General features: G+C 71.8%; 18 protein-coding genes. 9 read left to right on the plus strand and 9 right to left on the minus strand.

Annotated elements, in window-relative coordinates:
* Positions 1-15 precede the first annotated feature (15 nt).
* From ACIPEP_RS11640 to aroA, 3 genes are all read right to left on the minus strand, one after another.
* Positions 16-1,128, minus strand: a complete 1,113-nt coding sequence (locus ACIPEP_RS11640; RefSeq protein WP_402717356.1) for a hypothetical protein — start codon at positions 1,126-1,128, stop codon at positions 16-18.
* 279 nt (positions 1,129-1,407) lie between these two features.
* Entirely contained in the window at positions 1,408-2,454 is a 1,047-nt protein-coding gene (gene rsgA / locus ACIPEP_RS11645) for a ribosome small subunit-dependent GTPase A (RefSeq protein WP_402717357.1), read from the minus strand.
* A gap of 4 nt (positions 2,455-2,458) precedes the next feature.
* Entirely contained in the window at positions 2,459-3,820 is a 1,362-nt protein-coding gene (gene aroA / locus ACIPEP_RS11650; protein WP_402717358.1) for a 3-phosphoshikimate 1-carboxyvinyltransferase, read from the minus strand.
* A gap of 126 nt (positions 3,821-3,946) precedes the next feature.
* On the opposite strand from aroA, the gene ACIPEP_RS11655 reads away from it, so the two are divergent.
* From ACIPEP_RS11655 to ACIPEP_RS11665, 3 genes are read left to right on the plus strand one after another with little or no spacing between them, the layout of a single operon-like run.
* Positions 3,947-4,768: a sigma-70 family RNA polymerase sigma factor gene (locus tag ACIPEP_RS11655; RefSeq protein ID WP_402717359.1), complete on the plus strand. Its 822-nt coding sequence runs from the start codon at positions 3,947-3,949 to the stop codon at positions 4,766-4,768.
* Positions 4,765-5,007, plus strand: a complete 243-nt coding sequence (locus ACIPEP_RS11660) for a zf-HC2 domain-containing protein (protein ID WP_070416370.1) — start codon at positions 4,765-4,767, stop codon at positions 5,005-5,007. Before ACIPEP_RS11655 ends, ACIPEP_RS11660 begins: the two co-directional genes overlap by 4 nt.
* A 52-nt stretch (positions 5,008-5,059) precedes the next feature.
* Entirely contained in the window at positions 5,060-5,500 is a 441-nt protein-coding gene (locus tag ACIPEP_RS11665) for a GNAT family N-acetyltransferase (protein ID WP_070416369.1), read from the plus strand.
* Positions 5,501-5,519: 19 nt separating this feature from the next.
* Here the strand turns inward: ACIPEP_RS11665 and ACIPEP_RS11670 are convergent, their stop codons facing one another.
* Positions 5,520-9,269, minus strand: a complete 3,750-nt coding sequence (locus tag ACIPEP_RS11670) for a multifunctional oxoglutarate decarboxylase/oxoglutarate dehydrogenase thiamine pyrophosphate-binding subunit/dihydrolipoyllysine-residue succinyltransferase subunit (protein ID WP_402717360.1) — start codon at positions 9,267-9,269, stop codon at positions 5,520-5,522.
* Positions 9,270-9,481: 212 nt separating this feature from the next.
* Between ACIPEP_RS11670 and ACIPEP_RS11675 the strand changes: the two genes are divergently transcribed.
* Positions 9,482-10,921 carry a GuaB1 family IMP dehydrogenase-related protein gene (locus ACIPEP_RS11675; RefSeq protein WP_070416368.1) on the plus strand — a complete coding sequence of 480 codons (1,440 nt, stop codon included), beginning with the start codon at positions 9,482-9,484 and terminating at the stop codon, positions 10,919-10,921.
* A gap of 320 nt (positions 10,922-11,241) precedes the next feature.
* On the opposite strand, the gene ACIPEP_RS11680 is transcribed toward ACIPEP_RS11675, so the two are convergent.
* From ACIPEP_RS11680 to ACIPEP_RS11695, 4 genes are all read right to left on the minus strand, one after another.
* On the minus strand, positions 11,242-12,279 hold the full coding sequence (locus ACIPEP_RS11680; protein ID WP_070416367.1) for a hemolysin family protein: 1,038 nt from the start codon (positions 12,277-12,279) through the stop codon (positions 11,242-11,244).
* A complete protein-coding gene (locus tag ACIPEP_RS11685; protein ID WP_070416366.1) occupies positions 12,276-13,655 on the minus strand; it encodes a hemolysin family protein in 1,380 nt (459 codons plus the stop codon). The genes ACIPEP_RS11680 and ACIPEP_RS11685 overlap by 4 nt, the downstream gene beginning before the upstream one ends.
* Before the next feature lie 146 nt (positions 13,656-13,801).
* On the minus strand, positions 13,802-14,884 hold the full coding sequence (locus ACIPEP_RS11690) for an NADH:flavin oxidoreductase/NADH oxidase (RefSeq protein ID WP_402717361.1): 1,083 nt from the start codon (positions 14,882-14,884) through the stop codon (positions 13,802-13,804).
* Complete coding sequence (locus ACIPEP_RS11695) at positions 14,881-15,522, minus strand: HAD family hydrolase (protein ID WP_402717362.1); 642 nt, start codon at positions 15,520-15,522, stop codon at positions 14,881-14,883. Before ACIPEP_RS11695 ends, ACIPEP_RS11690 begins: the two co-directional genes overlap by 4 nt.
* Between ACIPEP_RS11695 and ACIPEP_RS11700 the strand changes: the two genes are divergently transcribed.
* Positions 15,521-16,408 carry an NAD(P)H-hydrate dehydratase gene (locus ACIPEP_RS11700; protein ID WP_402717363.1) on the plus strand — a complete coding sequence of 296 codons (888 nt, stop codon included), beginning with the start codon at positions 15,521-15,523 and terminating at the stop codon, positions 16,406-16,408. The genes ACIPEP_RS11695 and ACIPEP_RS11700 overlap by 2 nt on opposite strands.
* Before the next feature lie 97 nt (positions 16,409-16,505).
* Here ACIPEP_RS11700 and ACIPEP_RS11705 read toward each other — a convergent pair whose 3' ends face one another.
* Complete coding sequence (locus ACIPEP_RS11705) at positions 16,506-17,216, minus strand: YceI family protein (RefSeq protein WP_083403459.1); 711 nt, start codon at positions 17,214-17,216, stop codon at positions 16,506-16,508.
* Between the two features lie 64 nt (positions 17,217-17,280).
* Between ACIPEP_RS11705 and ACIPEP_RS11710 the strand changes: the two genes are divergently transcribed.
* The 4 genes from ACIPEP_RS11710 to ACIPEP_RS11725 all read left to right on the plus strand — a co-directional run bounded on the left by ACIPEP_RS11710 (position 17,281) and on the right by ACIPEP_RS11725 (position 20,666).
* Positions 17,281-18,558 carry a hypothetical protein gene (locus ACIPEP_RS11710; protein WP_402717364.1) on the plus strand — a complete coding sequence of 426 codons (1,278 nt, stop codon included), beginning with the start codon at positions 17,281-17,283 and terminating at the stop codon, positions 18,556-18,558.
* A complete protein-coding gene (locus tag ACIPEP_RS11715; RefSeq protein ID WP_070416362.1) occupies positions 18,555-18,863 on the plus strand; it encodes a thiamine-binding protein in 309 nt (102 codons plus the stop codon). Before ACIPEP_RS11710 ends, ACIPEP_RS11715 begins: the two co-directional genes overlap by 4 nt.
* A 94-nt stretch (positions 18,864-18,957) precedes the next feature.
* Positions 18,958-19,137: a hypothetical protein gene (locus tag ACIPEP_RS11720; RefSeq protein ID WP_139199272.1), complete on the plus strand. Its 180-nt coding sequence runs from the start codon at positions 18,958-18,960 to the stop codon at positions 19,135-19,137.
* A gap of 263 nt (positions 19,138-19,400) precedes the next feature.
* Positions 19,401-20,666, plus strand: a complete 1,266-nt coding sequence (locus tag ACIPEP_RS11725) for an MFS transporter (RefSeq protein ID WP_071296180.1) — start codon at positions 19,401-19,403, stop codon at positions 20,664-20,666.
* Positions 20,667-20,825 lie beyond the last annotated feature (159 nt).

Below are 20,825 nucleotides of genomic sequence, written 5' to 3' on the forward strand. Positions count from 1 at the left end.
CCAGCGTAGCGGGGGCTACGCCGCCACGACCTCTTCCTCCTCGAGGGCGGTGACCTCGCGCTCGCGGGCGATGCGGGCGCGGCGGGCGACGAGACCGTGCACGACGACGCAGAGCAGCACGGCCGCGGCGAGCCACAGCGCCAGCACGAGCGACGACCGACCGAGCGAGGCGCCCGGGAAGTACTGCAGGTCCTGCGCTGCCTGCAGCCAGGCGGCACCGCTCCAGAACGTGTTGAGGCCGGCGAAGAACCCCGGCTGGAACGCCGGCTGGAAGATGCCACCGGACGACGTGAAGTTCAGCATCACGAACAGCATCGTGAGGATCGGCGTCGTCCACCGGCCGAGCAGCGGGTGTAGGCCGACCCCGAGCGCGACGATGATCGCGTCGTACATCCAGGCGAACAGGAAGATCTCCCACCGGTTCGTCGTGATGATGCCGTACAGCGGACCGGCGATGAGGATGCCGATGCCCGCGACCACTCCGGCCGTCGCGAGGCCGGTGACGGCGGTCCACAGCGGTCGCAGCCGGGTGGCGAAGGCGGCCACCGCGATCGCGGACGCGTAGCCGCCGACGCTCAGGGCGACGAGCAGGAAGAACAGGCCCTGTCCGGTGGTGTCCTCGTCGCCGGAGGGCACGACGTCCTGCACCGTGAAGGGCAGGTGCGACCGGTAGGCGATCGGCATGAAGATCTTCTGGGCCGCGGTCGCCGTGGTCTCCGACGCCGCGGTCGAGACGTAGAGCGTCGCGCCGGTCGCGGTCGGTGCGTAGACGGCGGCGAGGTCGCGGTCACGGACCTGGCGCTCCGCCTCGGCGGTGGAGGACACGACGTGGGTGACGAGGGCGCCGTCCGACTCGTCCGTGACGGTCTGCGCGAACACCTGGGTCGCCGCACCCTGTCCGACGATGCCGACCGGGAGGTCGTGCGGCGTCGGGGCGTGGAAGGCGCCGAGGTAGGCGAGACCCATGCCGATCGCGAGGAAGAGGGGCACGAGGATGTGCGAGCCGAAGCTCAGCAGGGTGCGACCGAGGCTCTGCGGACGGAGCGTCGACGGGCCGTTCGGCTGACGCGGGGCCCTGGAGGCACGGGGAGCGGCATGCGAGTGGGTGTGGGGGGAGGTGGTGTGCACGTGCGACGTCGTTGTCGTCATGGGGGAGGACGGGGCGTCGACGGCGGGGGTCGGCGCAAAGTTGTACTTTGCAACTTCAGACACGAAGGGCAACTGTACAACGTCGGTGCACACCTGTCGACCCGGGTGCCGCCGCGCACGGTGCGGTGCGGGCGCCGGAGTGTGCGAGCCTCCGCACACCGTGGGAGGGCGCCGGCGTCCCACCGAGCGCGGAACCTCGCACACTGCGCGAGGCGCGAGGCGCGAGGCGCGAGGCGCGAGGCGCGTCGGCGCCCCGCGCTACTCCGTGCCCGGGTCCTCGGCGCCCATGCCGGTCAGCAGCGCCCGGAACGAGTCGAGCCGCTCGACCCCGGTCGACCCGAGCTCGCCGGCCTGCACCCGGTCGACGATCTCCCAGTCGTGCGCCTGGGAGAGGGGGATCCCGTCCACCGGCTCGCGAACGGGCACGGCGTGCGAGGCGAAGGCACGGAAGACGTTCGCCGGGTCGACGTGTCCGAGCCCGAACGACCGGACACCCGGGGTGTCGATGATCCACCCGCCGTCCCGCACCTGCAGCGCGATCGACGACGACGAGGTGTGCCGTCCCCGACCGGTCACCGAGTTGACGACCCCGGTGGCCCGGGACGACCCGGTCAGCGCGTTCACGAGCGTCGACTTCCCGACGCCCGAGTGCCCGACGGTCACGGTCACCTTGTCGTCGAGGACCTCGTGCAGGGCGTCGAACGGCACGTCGTCGGAGCGGCTCGTCACGATGCGCAGGTCGAGGCAGGCGAAGTGCGCGAGGAACTCGGAGGGATCGGCGAGGTCGGTCTTCGTGATGCAGAGGATCGGGTCGAGGCCGGCGTCGAACGCCGCCACGAGGTACCGGTCGATCAGTCGGGTGCGCGGCTCGGGGTCGGCGGCGGCCACGACGATGAGCATCTGGTCGGCGTTCGCCACGATGACGCGCTCGACCTCGTCGGTGTCGTCGGCGCTCCGGCGCAGCAGCGTGGTGCGCTCGGCGACCTTCACGATGCGCGCGAGGGAGCCCGGTTCGCCGGAGACGTCGCCGGCTAGGTGGACCGTGTCGCCGGTGACGACGGACTTCTTCCCCAGCTCGCGGGCCTTCGTGGCCGTGATGACCCGGTCCCCGACGAGCACGCCGAAGCGCCCGCGGTCGACGTTCGTCACCCACCCCGTGGGGGCGTCCTCGTACGTCGGACGGACCTTCGTGCGGGGGCGGTTGCCCTTCGGGTTGGGGCGGACCCGCACGCTCGACTCGTCGTACTGCCCGTACGGCTCGTCCGCGTCGGAGTCGTCACCGTCGACGTCGTCCCACCAGCTCATCGCGTCAGACCCCCGTGTCCCCGGTCGCGACCAGGGACGCCCACAGCTCGGGGAACTGCGGCAGCGTCTTCGCGGTCGAGCCGATGTCGTCGACGGCGACGCCGTCGACGACGAGACCCACGACCGCGCCGGCCGTCGCCATCCGGTGGTCGTCGTACGCGGCCCAGTCGCCGCCGTGGAGCGCGGCAGGCTCGATGCGCAGGCCGTCGTCGAGTTCGTGCACCGCGCCTCCCGAACGGTTGACGTCCGACGCGAGCGCGGCGAGACGGTCCGTCTCGTGCCCACGCAGGTGGCCGATCCCGGTGATCTCGGACGGGCCGTCGGCCAGGGCCGCCAACGCGACCAGGGCAGGCGCGAGCTCGCCGCCGCGGCTGAGGTCGAGTTCGAGACCCGGGAGGGAGGCGCCACCCCGGACCCCGACGCCGCCGTCGAAGACGAGGTCGTCGCCGTCCCGCGTGACGGTCGCGCCCCACAGGGGGAGGAGCCGCTCGAGGTCGGCACCGACCTGGGTCGTCGCCGTCGGCCAGGTGCGGATGCGGACGGTGCCGCCGGCGACGAGCGCCGCCACGGCGAACGGCGCGGCGTTCGACAGGTCGGGTTCGATGGTGACGTCGCGGGCGGCGATCGGCCCGGGGTGCACGACCCACTCGCCGACCGAGGGCTCGTCGACCCGGACACCGCGGGCACGGAGGGCGGCGACGGTCATCTCGATGTGCGGCATGCTCGGCAGGCGCTCGCCGACGTGCGTGAGGTGCAGGCCCTCGTCGAAGCGCGGGGCGGAGAGCAGGAGCCCGGAGACGAACTGCGACGAGGCCGAGGCGTCGATCGAGAGCGATCCGCCGCGGACCGAGCCGGTGCCGGTGAACGAGAACGGCATCGCGCCGCCGCCGTCGTCGGTGACGTCCACGCCGAGGTCGACGAGCGCCTGGATGATGGCGTGCATCGGCCGCTTGCGCGCGTAGGGGTCGCCGTCGACTGTGACCGGCCCGACCGCGAGGGCGGCGAGGGGCGGCAGGAAGCGCATCACGGTGCCGGCGAGTCCGCAGTCCACCCGGACGTCGCCGTGCATCGGCGCCGGTGTGATCCGGAGGTCGGGGCCGTACGGGTTCGCGGTCGCACCGGGCGCCGGCGGGACCTCGTCGATCCCGACGCCGAGCTGCCGGAGCGCCTCGACCATGAGCGCCGAGTCGCGCGAGTGCAGCGGCAGCCGGATGGTCGACGGACCGTCGGCGAGGGCGGCGAGCACGAGTTCGCGGTTGGTGAGCGACTTCGACCCGGGCAGCGACACGTCGCCGTGCAGCGGACCCCGCGCGAGCGGGGCGATCCAGGGCTCGGTCCGGGACTGGGAATGCGTCGTGACTGCCATCGGTTCACAAGGGTACTGAACGCACCGGGAGGATCAGTGGCGACAGCGACACTCGCACGACCGCGGACGACTCTGCCCGCCGTGCCGACGACGCTCGGGAGCACCGTCGGCCTAGACTCGACGGCGATGACGACCGACGAACCGCACGCAGCACCGCACGACCTGGTCGAGGAGACCGAGGCGCAGCTCGACGCGGTGTCCGAAGAAGCAGCACTGCGCGAGGACGAGGCCGGCGACCGCGAGGACGAGGCCAGCGACGACGAGGCCGGCGCGGTCGATGTCGTCGACGCGAAGACCGTCTCCGAGGCCGAGCTCCGCTCCCTCTTCGAGGACCAGGCGCTGCCCTTCATGGACCAGCTGTACGGCGCGGCGATGCGGATGACCCGCAACCCGGCCGACGCGTCCGACCTCGTGCAGGAGACCTTCGTCAAGGCCTTCGCCGCGTTCCGCCAGTTCAAGCAGGGCACGAACCTCAAGGCCTGGCTGTACCGCATCCTCACGAACACGTTCATCAACACGTACCGCAAGAACCAGCGCAACCCGTACCAGGGCACGATCGACGAGCTCGAGGACTGGCAGCTCGGCGGCGCGGAGAGCGTGACGCAGTCGATCTCGGCGCGCTCCGCCGAGGCCGACGCCATCGACCACCTGCCGTCCTCCGCCGTGAAGGACGCGCTGCAGGCCATCCCGGAGGACTTCCGGATGGCCGTCTACTTCGCCGATGTCGAGGGGTTCTCCTACCAGGAGATCGCCGACATCATGAAGACCCCCGTGGGGACGGTCATGAGCCGCCTCCACCGTGGCCGCCGGCTCCTCCGCGGGCTCCTGGCCGACCACGCACGTGAGACCGGCATCGTCCCGGACGCAGCGTCGACGGCGACGATGCGCGGACGAGGCCGGAAGGTTGCCGCGGCGTCGAGCCGCGTCGAAGGGAAGGAAGCGCGATGAGCGGCTGCGACTGCTCGAAGGCGAAGGCCGAGCTCGAGGAGTTCCTGCACGGGGAGCTCTGCCGCGAGGACGCGGCGGACATCCGTGAGCACATGGACGACTGCGAGGACTGCACGACCGAGCACCGCGTCGGCGTCGTCCTCATCGAGACGGTCCGTCGCGCGTGCAAGGAGACGGCACCCGAGGAACTCCGCACCGAGATCCTCGCCCGCATCCGCCTGGAGCAGGCCACGCACTGAACGTCCTGGCAGCCGTCGTCACACGGACGGGGCTGTCGGTAGTGTCGCGGGCATGACCCTCTCCGTCGAGTCGATCACCACCTGGTCCGACACGGACGTCGCCGACGTCGCCGCCCTCGTCCGACTGCTCGGCCACGAGGTCGACGACGCCGCCATGCGCGCCCGCCTCGAACGGCTCACGCCCGAGGCCGGCCACCGGACGTGGGTGGTGCGGGACGACGACGGTCGTGCGATCGCGGTCGCCGGCGCGCAGGTCACGTGGGCGTACGCGAGCGACGAGCCGACGGCGCAGCTGCTGCTGATGGTGGTCGACGAGTCGGCCAGGAGGCTCGGCACCGGTTCGGCGCTCATCGGCACGTTCGAAGCATGGGCGGTCGAGCAGGGCGCACGTCGCCTCAGCGCCGTCAGCGCTGCGGCCACGGACAGCGCGCACCGGTTCTACCAGAAGCGTGGGTACCACGACGCCGGGGTGCGCTACACGAAGATCGCGTAGCGCACCCCGGCGTCGGGCGTCAGCCCAGCGCTCGCGTGATGACGTCGGTCGCTTCCTGTGCGGAGCGCTTCGACGACCCCGTGGCCGGCGCGGCACTCGCCGGCCGGGCGGCGACGGACAGCGGTCGACCGTCGAGGTGCGGCGACAGGTTCATGCACACGAACGGCCAGGCGCCCTGGTTCTCCGGCTCTTCCTGCGCCCACACGACGTCGGCGCCCGGGTAGCCCGCGAGCACCTGGAGGATCTGCTCGAGGGGGAGCGGGGCGAGCTGCTCGAGCCGGACGAGGGCGACGTCGGTGGCGCCGCGCTTGTCGAGCTCGGCGCGCAGGTCGTGGTGCACCTTGCCCGAGTGCAGGACCACCCGGCGCACCGCCGACTTGTCGGTCACGCGGTCGTCGTCGAGGACCTCGGAGAAGGTGCCGCTCGTGAACGCGTCCACCGGGCTCGTCGCCTGGCGGAGGCGCAGCATCGCCTTCGGGGAGAACACGATGAGCGGCTTCTGCGGCCGCTCCCACGCCTGGCGTCGCAGCAGGTGGAAGTAGGACGCCGGGGTCGACGGCCGGGCCACCACCATGTTGTCCTCGGCGCAGAGCTGCAGGTACCGCTCGATGCGCGCCGACGAGTGGTCCGGTCCCTGGCCCTCGTAGCCGTGGGGGAGCAGGAGCACGAGGCCCGAGCGCTGTCCCCACTTCTGCTCGGCGGAGGAGATGAACTCGTCGATGACGGTCTGGGCGCCGTTCGCGAAGTCGCCGAACTGCGCCTCCCACAGGACGAGGGCTTCGGGTCGCTCGACCGAGTACCCGTACTCGAACGCCATCGCCGCGTACTCGCTGAGCAGCGAGTCGTAGATGTACAGGCGGGCCTGGTCCTCGGTGAGGTTCGCGAGGGGCAGCCACTCCTGGCCGTTCACCCGGTCGTGGAAGACGGCCTGGCGCTGCACGAAGGTGCCACGGCGGGCGTCCTGCCCGGCGAGCCGGACCGGCTTGCCCTCGACGAGGATCGACCCGATGGCCATGAGCTCCGCCATCGCCCAGTCGACGCCGCCGTTGCGGGTCATGTCGGTGCGCTTGGACAGGAGCTGCTGGAGCTTCGGGTGCACCTGGAAGCCCGCGGGCGGGTTGCTGTGCGCGTCGCCGATGGCCCGGACGAGTTCCTCGGACACGGCGGTCTCGTGCACCTCGACCTCGGAGTCGTCGCGCTGCGCTGCCGGTCGTTCGAGGCCCTGCACGGCGCCGTCGTCGTCGACCGTGATGACCGGGATCGTGCCGGTCTGCGCCTCGTGCGTCTCGGCGAAGGCGCGTTCCAGGCGGTCCTGGAAGTCGCGGTGCGCCTCGTCGTACTCCTCTTGCGTGATGTCGCCGCGGCCGACGAGGGCCTCGGTGTAGAGGGTGCGGACGGAGCGCTTCGCCTCGATGAGGTTGTACATGAGCGGCTGCGTCATCGACGGGTCGTCGCCCTCGTTGTGTCCGCGGCGGCGGTAGCAGATGAGGTCGATGACGACGTCGCGGTGGAACTCCTCGCGGTAGGCGAAGGCGAGCTCGGCGACGCGGGCGACGGCCTCGGGGTCGTCCCCGTTCACGTGGAAGATCGGCGCCTGGATCGTCTTCGCGACGTCGGTGGAGTACACCGAGCTGCGGGCCGACTCCGGCGGGGTGGTGAACCCGACCTGGTTGTTGATCACGAGGTGCACGGTGCCGCCGGTGCGGTAGCCGCGCAGCTGCGACATCTGCAGGGTCTCGACCACGACGCCCTGACCGGCCATCGCGGCGTCGCCGTGGACCAGCACGGGCAGGACGCCGAACGTGCCGGGGGCCTGCCGGTCCTGCTTCGCGCGGACGATGCCCTCGAGCACGCCGTCGACGGCCTCGAGGTGGGACGGGTTCGCGGCGATCGTCACCGGGATGGCGGTGCCGTCGCTGGCGCGGAACACGCCCTCGGTGCCGACGTGGTACTTCACGTCACCCGAACCCTGGCCCGAGACGGCGCCGGGGAGCGACGACCCCTCGAACTCGCGGAAGATCTGGCCGTAGGTCTTGCCGGCGATGTTCGTCAGCACGTTGAGCCGCCCGCGGTGGGCCATGCCGATCGCGACCTCTTCGAGGCCGGCGGTCGCCGCGCGCTGGATGAGCGAGTCGAGGAACGCGATGGTGGACTCGCCGCCCTCGAGCGAGAAGCGCTTCTGGCCGACGTACTTCGTCTGCAGGAAGGTCTCGAACGCCTCGGCTTCGTTGAGCTTGCCGAGGACCCGGAGCTGGTCGTCCTTCGACGGCTTCGAGTACGGGACCTCGATGTGGGCCTGCACCCAGCGACGCTGTTCCGGGTCCTGGATGTGCATGTACTCGATGCCGACCGTGCGGCAGTAGGCGTCGCGGAGGATCCCGAGCACGTCGCGCAGCGGGGCGTTCGTCGTGCCGGCGAGCCCACCGGTGACGAACTCGCGGTCGAGGTCCCAGAAGGTCAGCCCGTGGCTCTCGATCTCGAGGTCGGGGTGGGTGCGCTGCCGGTACTCGAGCGGGTCGATGTCCGCCATGAGGTGCCCGCGGACACGGAAGCTGTTGATGAGCTCCTGCACACGCGCCGTCTTGTTCACCCGGTGCGCGAGGTCGACGTTGATGTCGTTCGCCCACTGGATCGGCTTGTACGGGATCCGGAGCGCCGCGAAGATGCCCTCGTAGAAGCCGTGCTCGCCGATGAGCCGCTCGTGCACCTTCTTGAGGTACTCGCCCGACCCCGCACCCTGGATGACGCGGTGGTCGTAGGTGCTCGTCAGCGTGATGGTCTTGCCGATGCCGAGCTCGACGAGGGTCTTCGCCGCCGAGCCCTGGAACTGCGCCGGGTACTCGAGGGCACCGGCGCCGATGATGGCACCCTGCCCCTTCGTCAGGCGCGGCACCGAGTGGACCGTGCCGATGCCGCCCGGGTTCGTCAGCGAGATCGTCGTGCCCTGGAAGTCGGCCGGCGTGAGCTTGTTGTCACGGGCACGTTTGACGAGGTCCTCGTAGGCGGAGAGGAACTGGCCGAACGTCAGGGTCTCGGCGCGCTTGATGCTCGGGACGAGCAGGGAGCGCGAGCCGTCCTTCTTCGGGACGTCGATCGCGATGCCGAGGTTGACGTGCGCGGGGGCCACCACGAAGGGCTTGCCGTCGCGCTCCTCGTAGAAGACGTTCTGACTCGGGAAGTCCTTGAGCGCCTGCACCATCGCCCACCCGATGAGGTGCGTGAACGAGATCTTGCCGCCGCGGGCCCGACGCAGGTGGTTGTTCACGACGATGCGGTTGTCGATCATCAGCTTCGCCGGGATCGTCCGCACGCTCGTCGCGGTCGGGACCGTGAGCGAGGCGTCCATGTTCGAGGCGAGCGTCTTCGCCATGCCCCGGAGCGGGGTCGCCACGTCCTCGTGGGTCTCCTCGTGGTCGTCGGCCTCGTCGTTGGCCTCGGCCGGGATCGGCTGCGGCGTGGGCTGGCGCGACGTGGTCTTCGCCTGGATCGGCCCGGACTTCGCCTCGCCGGGGGCGTCACCGGTCGCGGGCTGCTGGGTCGTGGACTGCTGCTGCTCGGAGGCGGCCGGAGCAGCGGGGGTGGAGGGGGACGGAGCCGGTGCGGACGCGTCACCACCCTGCGTGCGGTGGTAGCTCTCGAGGACCGGCCACCAGGACTTGTCGACGGACTCCTTGTCGGTGACGAACTGCTCGTAGAGCTCGTCGACGAGCCACTCGTTCGCCCCGAATTCGCCCGCGGTCTCGTCCGTTCCGGTCAGATGGCTCGACACAGCCGATCGCCCACTCTCCGTCGATAGATGCTCGTGTGTGTCGTGCGTGGCAACCCTGCCTCGCACAGGTCCCAAGCCTAGCCGCTCGCAGATGACCGTTCGGTGTCAGGCGGAGGCGGGTCGCGCCTCCCGACCGGGTGTCGCGCGTGTCGCACCGGAGGCGTGCCGAGCCGCCCAGACCGGCCACCCTGCGGAGCCGTACAGTGGGGCCCATGAGGTTCTACGAGACGCGGCCGACACACGACCTGACCTACTCCGACGTCTTCCTCGTCCCCAGCCGGTCGGCGGTGACGAGCCGGTTCGACGTGGACCTCTCGGCGAACGACGGGTCCGGTGCGACCATCCCGATCGTCAGCGCCAACATGAACTCGGTCACCGGGCCGCGCCTCGCCGCGACGCTCGCCCGACGCGGCGGCCTGGGCGTCCTGCCCCAGGACATGCACCTGCAGGACCTCGACGCCGCGATCCGCTGGGTCAAGGACCAGCCGGTCGACTTCGACACCGCCTACGACATGGGCGCGCACACCACCGTCGCCGAGGCCCTCGAGCAGCTCCTGCCCGTCGCCGGACGGGGCGTGGTCGTCCGCGACGCCGCCGGCGAGTACCTCGGCTGTGTCCCCGCCGGGCGCCTGGGCGACGCGGGTCCCGACGCCACGCTCGGCGACCTGCTGCACGGCGCCTCCACCGCGATCGACGCCGAGGACGCCGGCACGCCCCGGCACGTGTACGACGTGTTGACCGCGGCCGAGGTCGACTTCGCGCCGGTCATGCGGCACGGCAAGGTCGTCGGCACGGTCAGCCAGACCAGCGCGATCCGCTCGGACATCTACCGGCCCGCCGTCGACGCGTCCGGACGCCTGCGGGTCGCCGCCGCGATCGGCATCAACGGCGACGTCGCCGCGAAGGCGCAGGCGCTCGCGGCCGCCGGCGTCGACGTGCTCGTCCTCGACACCGCGCACGGCCACCAGGAGGGCATGCTCCGCGCCCTCCGCACCGTCGCCGCCCTCGGCCTCGACATCCCGCTCGTCGCGGGCAACGTCGTCACCGCCGACGCGGTCGCCCACCTCGTCGAGGCCGGCGCGACCATCATCAAGGTCGGCGTCGGACCCGGCGCCATGTGCACCACGCGCATGATGACCGCCGTCGGTCGCCCGCAGTTCTCCGCCGTGCTCGAGACCGCCGCCGCGGCCCGGTCGCTCGGCGCGCACGTGTGGGCCGACGGCGGCGTCCGGTACCCGCGCGACGTGGCGCTCGCCCTCGCCGCCGGCGCGTCCGCCGTGATGATCGGCTCGTGGTTCGCGGGCACGCTCGAGGCGCCCGGAGTCCTCCGCCGTGACGCCGCGGGCAAGGCGTACAAGGAGAGCTGGGGCATGGCCAGTGCCAAGGCCGTCCGGGAGCGCTTCGAGCGCCTCGACCCCTACGAGCGGGCCCGCAAGGCGCTCTTCGCCGAGGGGATCTCGTCGTCGACGATCTACCTCGACCCGGAGCGGCCGAGCGTCGAGGACCTGCTCGACATGATCACCACCGGTGTCCGCAGCTCGGCGACGTACGCGGGGGCGTCGTCCCTCGCGGAGTTCTCCGAGCGGGCGCTCGTCGGCATCCAGTCGGCCGCCGGCTACGAGGAGGGCAAGCCGCTCCCCGTCAGCTGGTAGCGCGCGGGCGGTGCCGCCGCCGACTCTTTCGCGAAAGCGACAGGCTGCCGCCGTCGTGCCGCGCGGTTTTGTCGCTTTGGCGGCAGAGGCGGTGCCGCTCGGCGGCATTCTGTCGGTTTGGCGGGGTGGTCGCGGCTACGGATGGACGGGAGGCGCGGTGCCGGTCCGGATCTGCGCCTCCCGTCCGTCGCGGGCTGCGAAAGCGACAGGCTGCCGCCGGGTTCCCGCGGGGTTCTGTCGCTTTGGCGGCAGAGGCGGTGCCGCTCGGCGGCAGGCTGTCGCTTTGGCGGCAGGGGCGGCGCCGTCCGCAGGTGCGCGCGTCAGCGCCGGCGGGTCGCGTCCTCGACGGTGCCGACGAGCTCCTCGAGGATGTCCTCGAGGAAGAGCACACCGAGCGTCCGGCCCTCGGCGTCGAACGCCCGCGCCACGTGACGACCGGCGGCGCGCATCGTCGCGAGGGCGTCCTCGAGGTCCATCTCCGTGTACAGCGAGATGAGCTGCCGGATCCGCTTCGGCGGCACCGGGTCGTCGTACTCGTCCGGTCGGAGGTCGATGACGTCCTTCACGTGCACGTAGCCCGTGGGGGAGCCGTCCTCGGCCACGAGCACGTACCGCGAGAACCCGCGCTGGGCCACGGCCCGCTCGACGTCACCCGGGGTGGCGTCCTCGGGGAGGGTGACGAGCTCGGCCATCGGCACGGCGACGTCCTTGACCTTCTTCTCGGTGAACTCGAATGCCAGGGCGAGCTTGCCGTCGTCGGTGAGGGTGCCCTCGCGGCGAGACTGCTCGACGATGGTCTGGACCTCCTCGACGGTGAACGCGCTCACGGCCTCGTCCTTCGGCTCGACCCGGAAGAGCCGGAGCACGGCGTTCGCGACCTCGTTCAGGCCGACGACGACCCAGTGCAGGCCGTGGCCGATGTACCAGAGCGTCGGCACGAGGAGGAGCGCCGCACGGTCGGGCATCGAGAACGAGATGTTCTTCGGGACCATCTCGCCGAACACCACGTGCAGGAACGACACGAGCAGCAGCGTGAACACGAAGGCCACGACGCCGATGACCTCGACGCTCCAGCCCGTGAGGTGCAGCGGGACCTCGAGCAGGTGGTGGATCGCCGGCTCGGAGACGTTGAGGATGAGCAGCGAGCACACCGTGATGCCGAGCTGGGTGGTGGCGAGCATGCGGGTGGCGTGCTCCATCGCCCAGAGCGTCATCTGTGCGGCGCGCGAGCCCTCTTCCGCGCGCGGCTCGATCTGGGAGCGGCGTGCGGAGATGACGGCGAACTCGGCCGCGACGAAGTAGGCGTTGCCCATCAGGAGGACGACGAGCCAGAAGATCCCCCACCAATCGGAGCTCATCGGGTGCCGCCCTTCGCAGAGGCCTTCGAGGCCGTGGCCTTCGTGGCCGGGATGATGATGCCGGTCGCCGGGGTCTCCGGCGGTGTGGGCGTCCAGCGGATCCGGTCGATGCGGCGCCCGTCGAGGCGTTCGACGCGGAACACGCCGTCCTCGAGCGGCACCTCGTCACCGACGGCCGGGAGCCGTCCGAGGGTCGACATGATGAACCCGCCGACGGTCTCGTACGGGCCGTCCTCGGGGACCTTCACGCCGGCGCGGTCCTCGAGCTCGTCCGGGCGGAGGAGCCCCGGGAACGTCAGCCAGTTGCGCGACCGGACGACGTCGATCCGTGCACGGTCGTGCTCGTCGGACACCTCGCCGACGATCTCCTCGATGAGGTCCTCGAGCGTCACGACCCCCGCGGTGCCGCCGTACTCGTCGACGACGATCACCATCTGGTAGCCGCGACCGCGGACCTCGGCGAGCAACGTGTCGCCGGGCATGGTCTCGGGGACGCGCTCGGCGTCGGTCATGAGGGCGCCGACGGGGACCTCGGGGCGCTTCTCGCGGGGCACGGCGACGGCCTGCTTCACGTGCACGATGCCGACGACGTCGTCCGCGTCCTCCTCGATGACGGGGAAGCGGCTGAACCCGGTCTTCCGGGCGAGCGCGATGACGTCGTCGGCGGACTCGGACACGCGGATCGTGGAGAGCCGGGGGCGCGGGGTCATCACGTCGCTGGCGCTCAGCTCGGAGAACGAGATCGTCCGTTCCAGCAGCGTCGCGGTGTCCTGCTCGAGGGAGCCCTCGGACGCGGACCGACGCAGCAGCGAGGTGAGCTCCTCGGCGCTGCGCGCACCGGACAGTTCCTCTTGCGGCTCGATGCCCATCGCCCGGAGCACGGCGTTGGCGGTGCCGTTCAGCACCGCGACGGCCGGCTTGAACACCGTGGTGAACGCGATCTGCAGCGGCACGACGAGCTTCGCGGTCTGCAGGGGGAGCGCGAGCGCGAAGTTCTTCGGCACGAGCTCACCGAGGATCATCGACAGCAGGGTCGCGATGACGAGCGCCACGATCGAGCCGACGGTCTCGACGATCGCCTCGGGCAGCCGCATCGCGAGGAACGGCGCTTCGAGCAGCTTCGCGATCGACGGCTCGAGCAGGTAGCCGGTCAGCAGGGTCGTCAGCGTGATGCCGAGCTGCGCGCTGGAGAGGTGCGTCGAGGTGACCTTCAACGCACCAATGACAGGTGCGAGGCCGGTCTCACCGCGGTCTCGTCGGGCCTCGACGTCGGCGCGGTCGAGGTTGACCAGCGCGAACTCGGACGCGACGAAGACACCGGTGCCGAGTGTCAGCAGGATGCCGCCGATCAGCATGACGATGTCGATCGGACTCATGATTCACCTCCCGCAGGGCGCGAGGCAGTGCAGCTCACCGAGTGAGCGGCGGATGAGTGAGGCGAAGAACTGTTCGGGGGATCGTCCACAGTGAGGCAATCGTACTGCCTGGCGGGCGGCCAAGCCGAGAGAACGTACAGAACGGCCTACGCCGTGACGCGTGCGCGGTGGTACTGCTGCGGCTCGTAGTCCACGGAGACGCCGAGCTCGACGGCGGCACGGAGCGGGAAGCCCGGGTCGCGCAGGAACTCGCGGCCCACCATGACGACGTCCGCCTGGCCGGTCGCCAGGATCTGCTCGGCCTGGAACGCCTCCGAGATCATGCCGACCGCGATCGTGCCGATGCCGGCGTCGCGCTTGATCGCGTCGGCGAAGGGCACCTGGTAGCCAGGCCCGACCGGGATCGGGGCGCTCGCGGCGTTGCCACCGGTCGAGACGTCCGCGAGGTCGGCACCGTGCTCGGCGGCCCAGCGCGCGACCTGCGTGGTCTCCTCGAGCGTCAGGCCGCCCGGGGTCCAGTCGGTCGCCGAGAAGCGGACGACGACCGGGAAGCCCTCGCCGACCTCGGCACGGACGGCGTCCAGCACCTCGAGCAGGGCGCGGGCGCGGTTCTCGAGCGAGCCGCCGTACGAGTCGGTCCGGTGGTTGCTCAACGGCGACAGGAACTGGTGCAGCAAGTAGCCGTGCGCGGCGTGGATCTCGACGAGGTCGAAGCCGGCCTCGACCGAACGTCGAGCGGCAGCGGCGAACGCCAGGGCCACCACGCGGATGTCCTCGGTGGCGAGCTCGCGCGGCTCGGCGTACCCGTCGAAGGCGACCGCGGACGGTGCCACGGTGTTCCAGCCGCCCTGGTCCGCCGGCACGGAGCCGTGCGTTGACTCCCACGGGCGGAACGTCGACGCCTTGCGGCCGGCGTGCGCGAGCTGGACGCCCGCGGCGGCACCCTGCGAGTGGATGAAGTCGACGATCGGCCGGAACGCGTCGCGCTGCTCGTCGTTCCACAGCCCGAGGTCCTGCGGGCTGATCCGCCCCTCCGGCACGACGCCCGTGGCCTCGACCACGACCGCGCCGGCACCGCCCTTGGCGAAGCCGCCGAGGTGCACGAGGTGCCACGGCGTCGGCACGCCGTCCTGCGCCTCGACCGAGTACTGGCACATCGGGGAGACCCAGATGCGGTTGCGGACGGTCAGGTCGCGGATGGTGATCGGTTCGAACAGGGCGTGCGTCACGCGGGCTCCTTCTCGGCGGTCGCCCCGGTCGCGAGCTCCTGCAGGAACGCGCGGAGTCCGGCGGACGACGTGTAGTGGTGGCCGACCGCCCCGATCGCTTCCGCGCCGGCGGCGTTCTCGGCCCTGTTGTCGACGAACACCATCTGCGCGGCGTCGATTCCCAGGCGCGCGCACGTGTCCAGGTAGATCGAGGCATCCGGCTTCAGGACGTGCTCCTCGGCGCTCACCACGACGGTCTCGAACAGGGACCCCATCGGGGACCGGCGGTACGGGTCACCGAAGTCGAACCCGGCGTTCGACAGCAGGGCGACCCGGGTGCCGGCGTCGTGCAGCTCCTCGACGATCGCGAGGGTCTCCGGCTCGACCTCGAACCAGCCGGTGAAGTCGATCGCCCAGAACCGGTGGATGTCGGTGATGCGCCACGTCCGGCCGGTGCGCTCGGCGATCGCGCGCCAGTAGTCCACGACGGAGAGGTCGCCGCGGTCCAGGTCGTGCCGGAGCTCCTGGTAGACGGGGAAGAGCTCGTCCGCCGGCACCCCGGTCGCCGCGACGAGGGCGTCCCGCGAGGCGTGCGGCGTCCGGCTGATCACCTCGCCGTAGTCGAAGACCACCACACGACCGGGCAGGAACAGGCTCATGCGCTCCACCGTAACGTGGCGTCTCGTGAACGACTTCGTCCCCTTCGCCCCGACCGACGCCGCCGCCTGGACCACCGCCCCGCACGGCGATTCCACCAAGTACCGGCGGGGTGTCCTCGGCGTCGCGACCGGCTCCGACCAGTACCCGGGCGCTGCCGTGCTGGGCGTCGACGCCGCCGTGCACACCGGCGTCGGGATGGTCCGGTACGCCGGACCCTCCCGCGCGTCGGACCACGTGCTCGCGCGGCGTCCCGAGGTCGTCGCGGGGGTCGGACGGGTGCAGGCGTGGCTCGTCGGCTCCGGGATCTCCGCGGGCTCGCTCGACGACCTGGACGACGTGACGGCGGACGGGTTCCGGCACGCCTCGGACGACGGGGTCCCCGTGGTGGTGGACGCCGGGGCGATCCCGCTCGTCGAGCTCGGGCCCCTGGCGGTGCTGACGCCGCACGCGGGGGAACTCGCCGGCGTCCTGCACGAGTCGCGGGAGGCCGTCGAGCAGGACCCGGCCGCGGCCGCGCTCCGGGCAGCCGCACAGACCGGGAGCGTCGTGCTCCTGAAGGGGTCCGCCACGCACGTCGCGACACCCGACGGGTCGGTGCGGCTCGTGGCCTCGTCGGCGACACCGTGGCTCGCGGCCGCCGGCGCCGGCGACGTCCTCGGCGGGGTGCTGGGGGCGCTCGTGGCGGCTCGGCAGGGAGCGGCGGAGGCGGCCGGGTCGTCGCTGTCGCCGTCCGACCTGGCGCACCTGGCCGCCTCGGCTGCGGTGGTGCACGGGATCGCGGCGCGACGGGCGTCCGGGGGTGGGCCGTTCACGATGGCAGCGCTGGTCGAGCGGCTGCCGGGCGTGGTGCGCGACCTCGTCGTCGAGGGCGACGCGCGGGGGTAGCCGCGAGCGGCGACGGACGGGAGGCGCGGTGCGGGCCCGCACCGCGCCTCCTGGCCGTCAGGTGGTCACGTCCGGGGCGTGACGCGCGTCGTGCGCGTCAGCTCGCGGGGGTCGCGTGCACGAGGAACTCGACCGCACCCGCGTCGTCGACCTGCACGAAGCCGAGGCTCGGGGCCTGCACGCCGAAGTCCGAGAAGGTGATCGGGATCGAGCCGGAGACGTCGACGCCGTCGCCGTTCAGCCCGACCTCGAGCGTCGCGGCGACCGACTTCGTGACGCCGTGCAGGGTGAGGTCCCCGGTGGCCTCGACCTTCGTCGTGCCCGAGCCGGACGGGACCGCGTCCGCGATCGGCTCGGTGAGCGTGAAGGTCGCGGTGGGGAACGCCGACGTGTCGAGCGCCGAGTCGCGGAAGTACGAGTCGCGCTGGGCCGAGTCCGTGGCGATGTCGGCGACCTGCACGGTGATGGTCGCCTTCGTGATGGCGGTGCCGTCGACGGTCGCGCTGCCGGTGACGCTGTCGGTGCGCCCGGTGACGGTGACGTCCGAGCCGTTCAGGACCTCGTGGACGCGGTACCCGGCCTCGGAGTCCCCGCCGACCGTCCAGGCGCCGGACAGGTCCGCGGCGTCGAGCGTCGACGGGGCGCGGCTCGCGGCGACGCTCGGGGCGGCGGAGGCCTTGGCGTTCTCGCTGCTCGTGTACAGGTTCGTGCCGACGATCGCGGCGACGACGCCGATGACGACGACCGCGGCGACGACCGCGATCCAGATGACGGCTCTGCGGCGCGTGCGCGGGGTGTCGGAGGTCACGAGGGGAACGGTGACACGTCATGCTCGGGGGAACCTGTGACCGGCGTGCCGCTACGCTCGTCCGGTGCAGAGGACGGTGTGGCGTTCGCGGTGGCGTTCGCAGTGGCCCGAGGTCGCGGCGTTCGTCGTGGCGTTCGCCGCCGTGCACGCGGTCCTCTGGTGGCTGACCTCCGTGTCGGCGAACCTGCCGCTCGGCGACGTCACGATCACCTACCGGCGCTGGATCGAGACCGGGCACGCGTCCGGGTTCTGGGTCGGGATCGACGAGGACTGGGTGTACCCGATCCTCGCGATCGTCCCGATGGCCGCTGCCGCCGTCGGGGGCGTGACGTCGATCGGCACCGGGTGGCTCGTGCTCATGGTCGTGCTCGACGCCGTCGCGTGCGCGTTCCTGTGGCGCTTCCGTGGGCTCGGCGTGCGCGTCGTGTGGTGGTGGCTCGCCTTCCTGCTCGCCCTCGGGCCGATCGGCCTCGGACGCATCGACACCGTCGCGACCGTCCTCGCCCTGGTCGGGGTGGCCTTCGTCGCGTCGCGGCCGGCCGTCGCCTCGGCGCTGTTCACCGCAGGCGCGTGGACGAAGGTGTGGCCCGCGGCGCTCGTGGGCGTGCTCCTGCTGCTCCGCCGTGGACACCGCCGCGGGGTGCTCGTCGGTGCGCTCGTGCTGACGGCGCTCATCGTCCTCGTCGACGTCCTCTACGGGGGAGCGGCGCACCTGTTCTCGTTCGTGGGGCAGCAGAGCGGCCGTGCGCTGCAGATCGAGGCGCCCCTCGCGACCCCCTTCATGTGGGCGGCGGCGCTCGGCGTCCCCGGTGCCGCGGTCTACTACGACCAGCAGATCCTGACGTTCGAGGTGTCCGGCGCGGGGACGCACGCGGCAGCCGCGGTGTCGACGCCGCTCATGGCCGTGGTCGTCGTCGGTGGGGTGCTGCTCGCGCTCTGGGCCGTGCACCGCGGCGCGCACCGGGCCGAGGCCGCGCCGCTGCTGGCACTGCTCCTGGTGGCCGCGCTGGTCGCCGCGAACAAGGTCGGGTCGCCGCAGTACATCGGGTGGTTCGCCGTGCCGATCGTGTGGGGGCTCGTCGCCGGTCGTCCGAGCGCGAGGCGCCTCCTGCCCGTCGCGGTGGCCGCGATCCCGATGGCGCTGCTGACGCAGGTGATCTACCCCGGGTTCTACGACCAGGTGCTCACCGTGCAGCCCTGGGTGCTCGTGGTCCTCACGCTCCGGAACGCGCTCGAGGTCGGGGTGCTGGTCTGGAGCGTCGTCGCGATCGTCCGGCTCGGCGTGCGGGCCCGTGCCACCGCTGTGCCGGTCGTCCCGGCAGGGGGCAGGATGGACGCATGATCGTCGCGTTCTCCGTCGCCCCGTCCGGTGGTCCCTCCGCGAGCTCGGACGGGTCCGTGCACGACGCCGTCGCGGCTGCCGTGCGGATCGTCCGTGAGAGCGGGTTGCCGAACCGCACCTCGTCGATGTTCACCGAGGTCGAGGGGGAGTGGGACGAGGTCATGGACGTCGTGAAGCGCGCCACCGAGGCCGTCGGGGCGTACGGCACGCGGGTGTCCCTCGTGCTCAAGGCCGACATCCGCCCGGGGCACACCGGCGAGATCGACGGCAAGCTCGAGCGGCTCGAGGCTGCGCTCGACGACTGAGCGACACGCCGAGCGCCTCCCACGGATGTCGGTGGTCGGGTGTGTCCTGTCGGTGTCGGACGGAACGCGTCCGCACGACGACGAGGAGCACGTGATGATGCACGACGGCTGGTGCCCCGACTGCGACCTGCGGACGGTCGTCATCGACTCGGACGAACACGGCGACACCGCCTGGGCGAGCTGCACCGAGTGCGGCGCCGGGTGGGTCCACCGTGACGAACTCCCGGGGCTCGTCGTCGCGGCCCACGCGGAGCCGGAGCGTCGCGCCGCCTGACGCGGGTCGAATCGATTCGGCCGGGCGACTTCCGTTCGGCCTTTGGAGCGGTCTACACTGCTGAGACCGGTCGCTTTCGGTGGCCGGTCGTCCACGTTCGCCGCTGAACCAGGACCACCCTCCGCCCGTCCCCGGTCGCACCGTCAGCGACGTCGACGTGACGGAGGCACGGTGCGGTGACCACGCGCACCGACGGTCCCAGCCGACTCACGCGAGTCGATGTCCGGAACCCGTCCCGCTCCTCCCGTCCCGAAACAGGCACCATGTCCCAGCTCACGCCTGCGCGTCGCGCACTCGCGCTCATCGCCCTCGCCCTCGGCGGGTTCGCCATCGGTTCGACCGAGTTCGTCGCGATGGGGCTCCTGCCGAACATCGCCGAGGCACTCCTGCCGCGCCAGTACGGCCTCGACCCGGACGCCGGGATCGCGCACGCCGGCTGGCTCGTGAGCGCGTACGCCCTCGGTGTCGTCGTCGGTGCCCCCACGATCGCGGCGATGTCGGCGAAGTTCCCGCGCAAGGGCCTGATCCTCGTGCTGCTCGTCGGGTTCGTCCTGGCGACGGTCGCGAGCGCGATCCTGCCGTCCTTCGGCCTCGTGCTCGTGGCGAGGTTCGTCGCGGGACTCCCGCACGGTGCGTACTTCGGCATCGCGTCCATCGTGGCGGGCGACATCATGGGGCCTGGCAAGCGCGGCAAGGGCATCGCGATGGTGCTGCTCGGCCTGTCCGTCGCGAACGTCGTGGGCGTCCCGGCGATCACCTGGGTCGGGCAGGTCGCCAGCTGGCGCATCGCGTACGGCGTCGTCGCCGTCCTGTTCGCCCTGACGTTCCTCGCGGTGTGGGCCTTCGTGCCGCGCAGCGCCCGTGACGAGCACGCGACGATCGGCCGCGAGCTCAGGGCGTTCCGCGTGCCGCAGGTCTGGATGGTCATGGGCCTCGGAGCCGTCGGCTTCGGCGGCTTCTTCGCGGTCTACTCGTACATCTCGCCGCTCGTGCAGAACGTCACCGGGCTGTCGGAGTCGTTCGTGCCGCTCGTCCTCGTGGTCGTCGGCATCGGCATGGTCATCGGCGGCGTGCTCGGCGGGCACCTGGCCGACCACAGCGTCAAGCGCACGATCTACGTCGGCATGTTCGCGCTGATCGGCGCCCTGCTCGTCACCGTCCTCACCGCGCAGTGGGTGTGGGGGGTCTTCCTCGGTGCGTTCCTGCTCGGTGCGACCTCGTCCGCGATCCCGCCGGCCGTGCAGTCCCGCCTGATGGACGTCGCCGGGGACGCACGGACCATCGCGGCGGCGCTCAACCACTCGGCGTTCAACATCGGCAACTCGATCGGTGCGGCCCTGGGCGGCGCGGTCATCGCGGCCGGGTTCGGATTCAAGGCGCCGGGGTGGCTCGGCATCGTGTTGGCGCTGCTCGGTGTCCTCATGACCATGGTGAGCTACGGCGCCGAGCGCCGCAGCACCCGCCGTGCGTCGCTCCGGTCGTCGTCGCCGACCACCGGCCCGATCACCGCGCCCGTCCCGCTGGGCTGACGCGGGTCCCACCGGCCAGGAGGCGCGGGGCGGCCCCGCACCGCGCCTCCAGTCCGTCGACGGTGCGGTGGACCGTCGATCGTGAGCAGAAGAGGTCGGGTCCTGTGACGGGACCCGACCTCTTCTGCTCACGAAGCGCGCGGGGCGCGACGCGTGCGG

The sequence above is a fragment of the Curtobacterium sp. NPDC087082 genome (genome assembly GCF_044745045.1).
In the GTDB taxonomy this organism is placed as follows: Bacteria; Actinomycetota; Actinomycetes; order Actinomycetales; family Microbacteriaceae; genus Curtobacterium.

Coding starts and splice junctions, on each gene's coding strand:
- ACIPEP_RS11720 (WP_139199272.1), top strand. CDS start 18,958: ATGATGCACGACGGCTGGTGCCCCGACTGCGACCTGCGGACGGTCGTC.
- ACIPEP_RS11660 (WP_070416370.1), top strand. CDS start 4,765: ATGAGCGGCTGCGACTGCTCGAAGGCGAAGGCCGAGCTCGAGGAGTTC.
- ACIPEP_RS11725 (WP_071296180.1), top strand. CDS start 19,401: ATGTCCCAGCTCACGCCTGCGCGTCGCGCACTCGCGCTCATCGCCCTC.
- ACIPEP_RS11675 (WP_070416368.1), top strand. CDS start 9,482: ATGAGGTTCTACGAGACGCGGCCGACACACGACCTGACCTACTCCGAC.
- ACIPEP_RS11685 (WP_070416366.1), bottom strand. CDS start 13,655: ATGAGTCCGATCGACATCGTCATGCTGATCGGCGGCATCCTGCTGACA.
- aroA (WP_402717358.1), bottom strand. CDS start 3,820: ATGGCAGTCACGACGCATTCCCAGTCCCGGACCGAGCCCTGGATCGCC.
- ACIPEP_RS11715 (WP_070416362.1), top strand. CDS start 18,555: ATGATCGTCGCGTTCTCCGTCGCCCCGTCCGGTGGTCCCTCCGCGAGC.
- rsgA (WP_402717357.1), bottom strand. CDS start 2,454: ATGAGCTGGTGGGACGACGTCGACGGTGACGACTCCGACGCGGACGAG.
- ACIPEP_RS11700 (WP_402717363.1), top strand. CDS start 15,521: ATGCGCTCCACCGTAACGTGGCGTCTCGTGAACGACTTCGTCCCCTTC.
- ACIPEP_RS11665 (WP_070416369.1), top strand. CDS start 5,060: ATGACCCTCTCCGTCGAGTCGATCACCACCTGGTCCGACACGGACGTC.
- ACIPEP_RS11655 (WP_402717359.1), top strand. CDS start 3,947: ATGACGACCGACGAACCGCACGCAGCACCGCACGACCTGGTCGAGGAG.
- ACIPEP_RS11695 (WP_402717362.1), bottom strand. CDS start 15,522: ATGAGCCTGTTCCTGCCCGGTCGTGTGGTGGTCTTCGACTACGGCGAG.
- ACIPEP_RS11680 (WP_070416367.1), bottom strand. CDS start 12,279: ATGAGCTCCGATTGGTGGGGGATCTTCTGGCTCGTCGTCCTCCTGATG.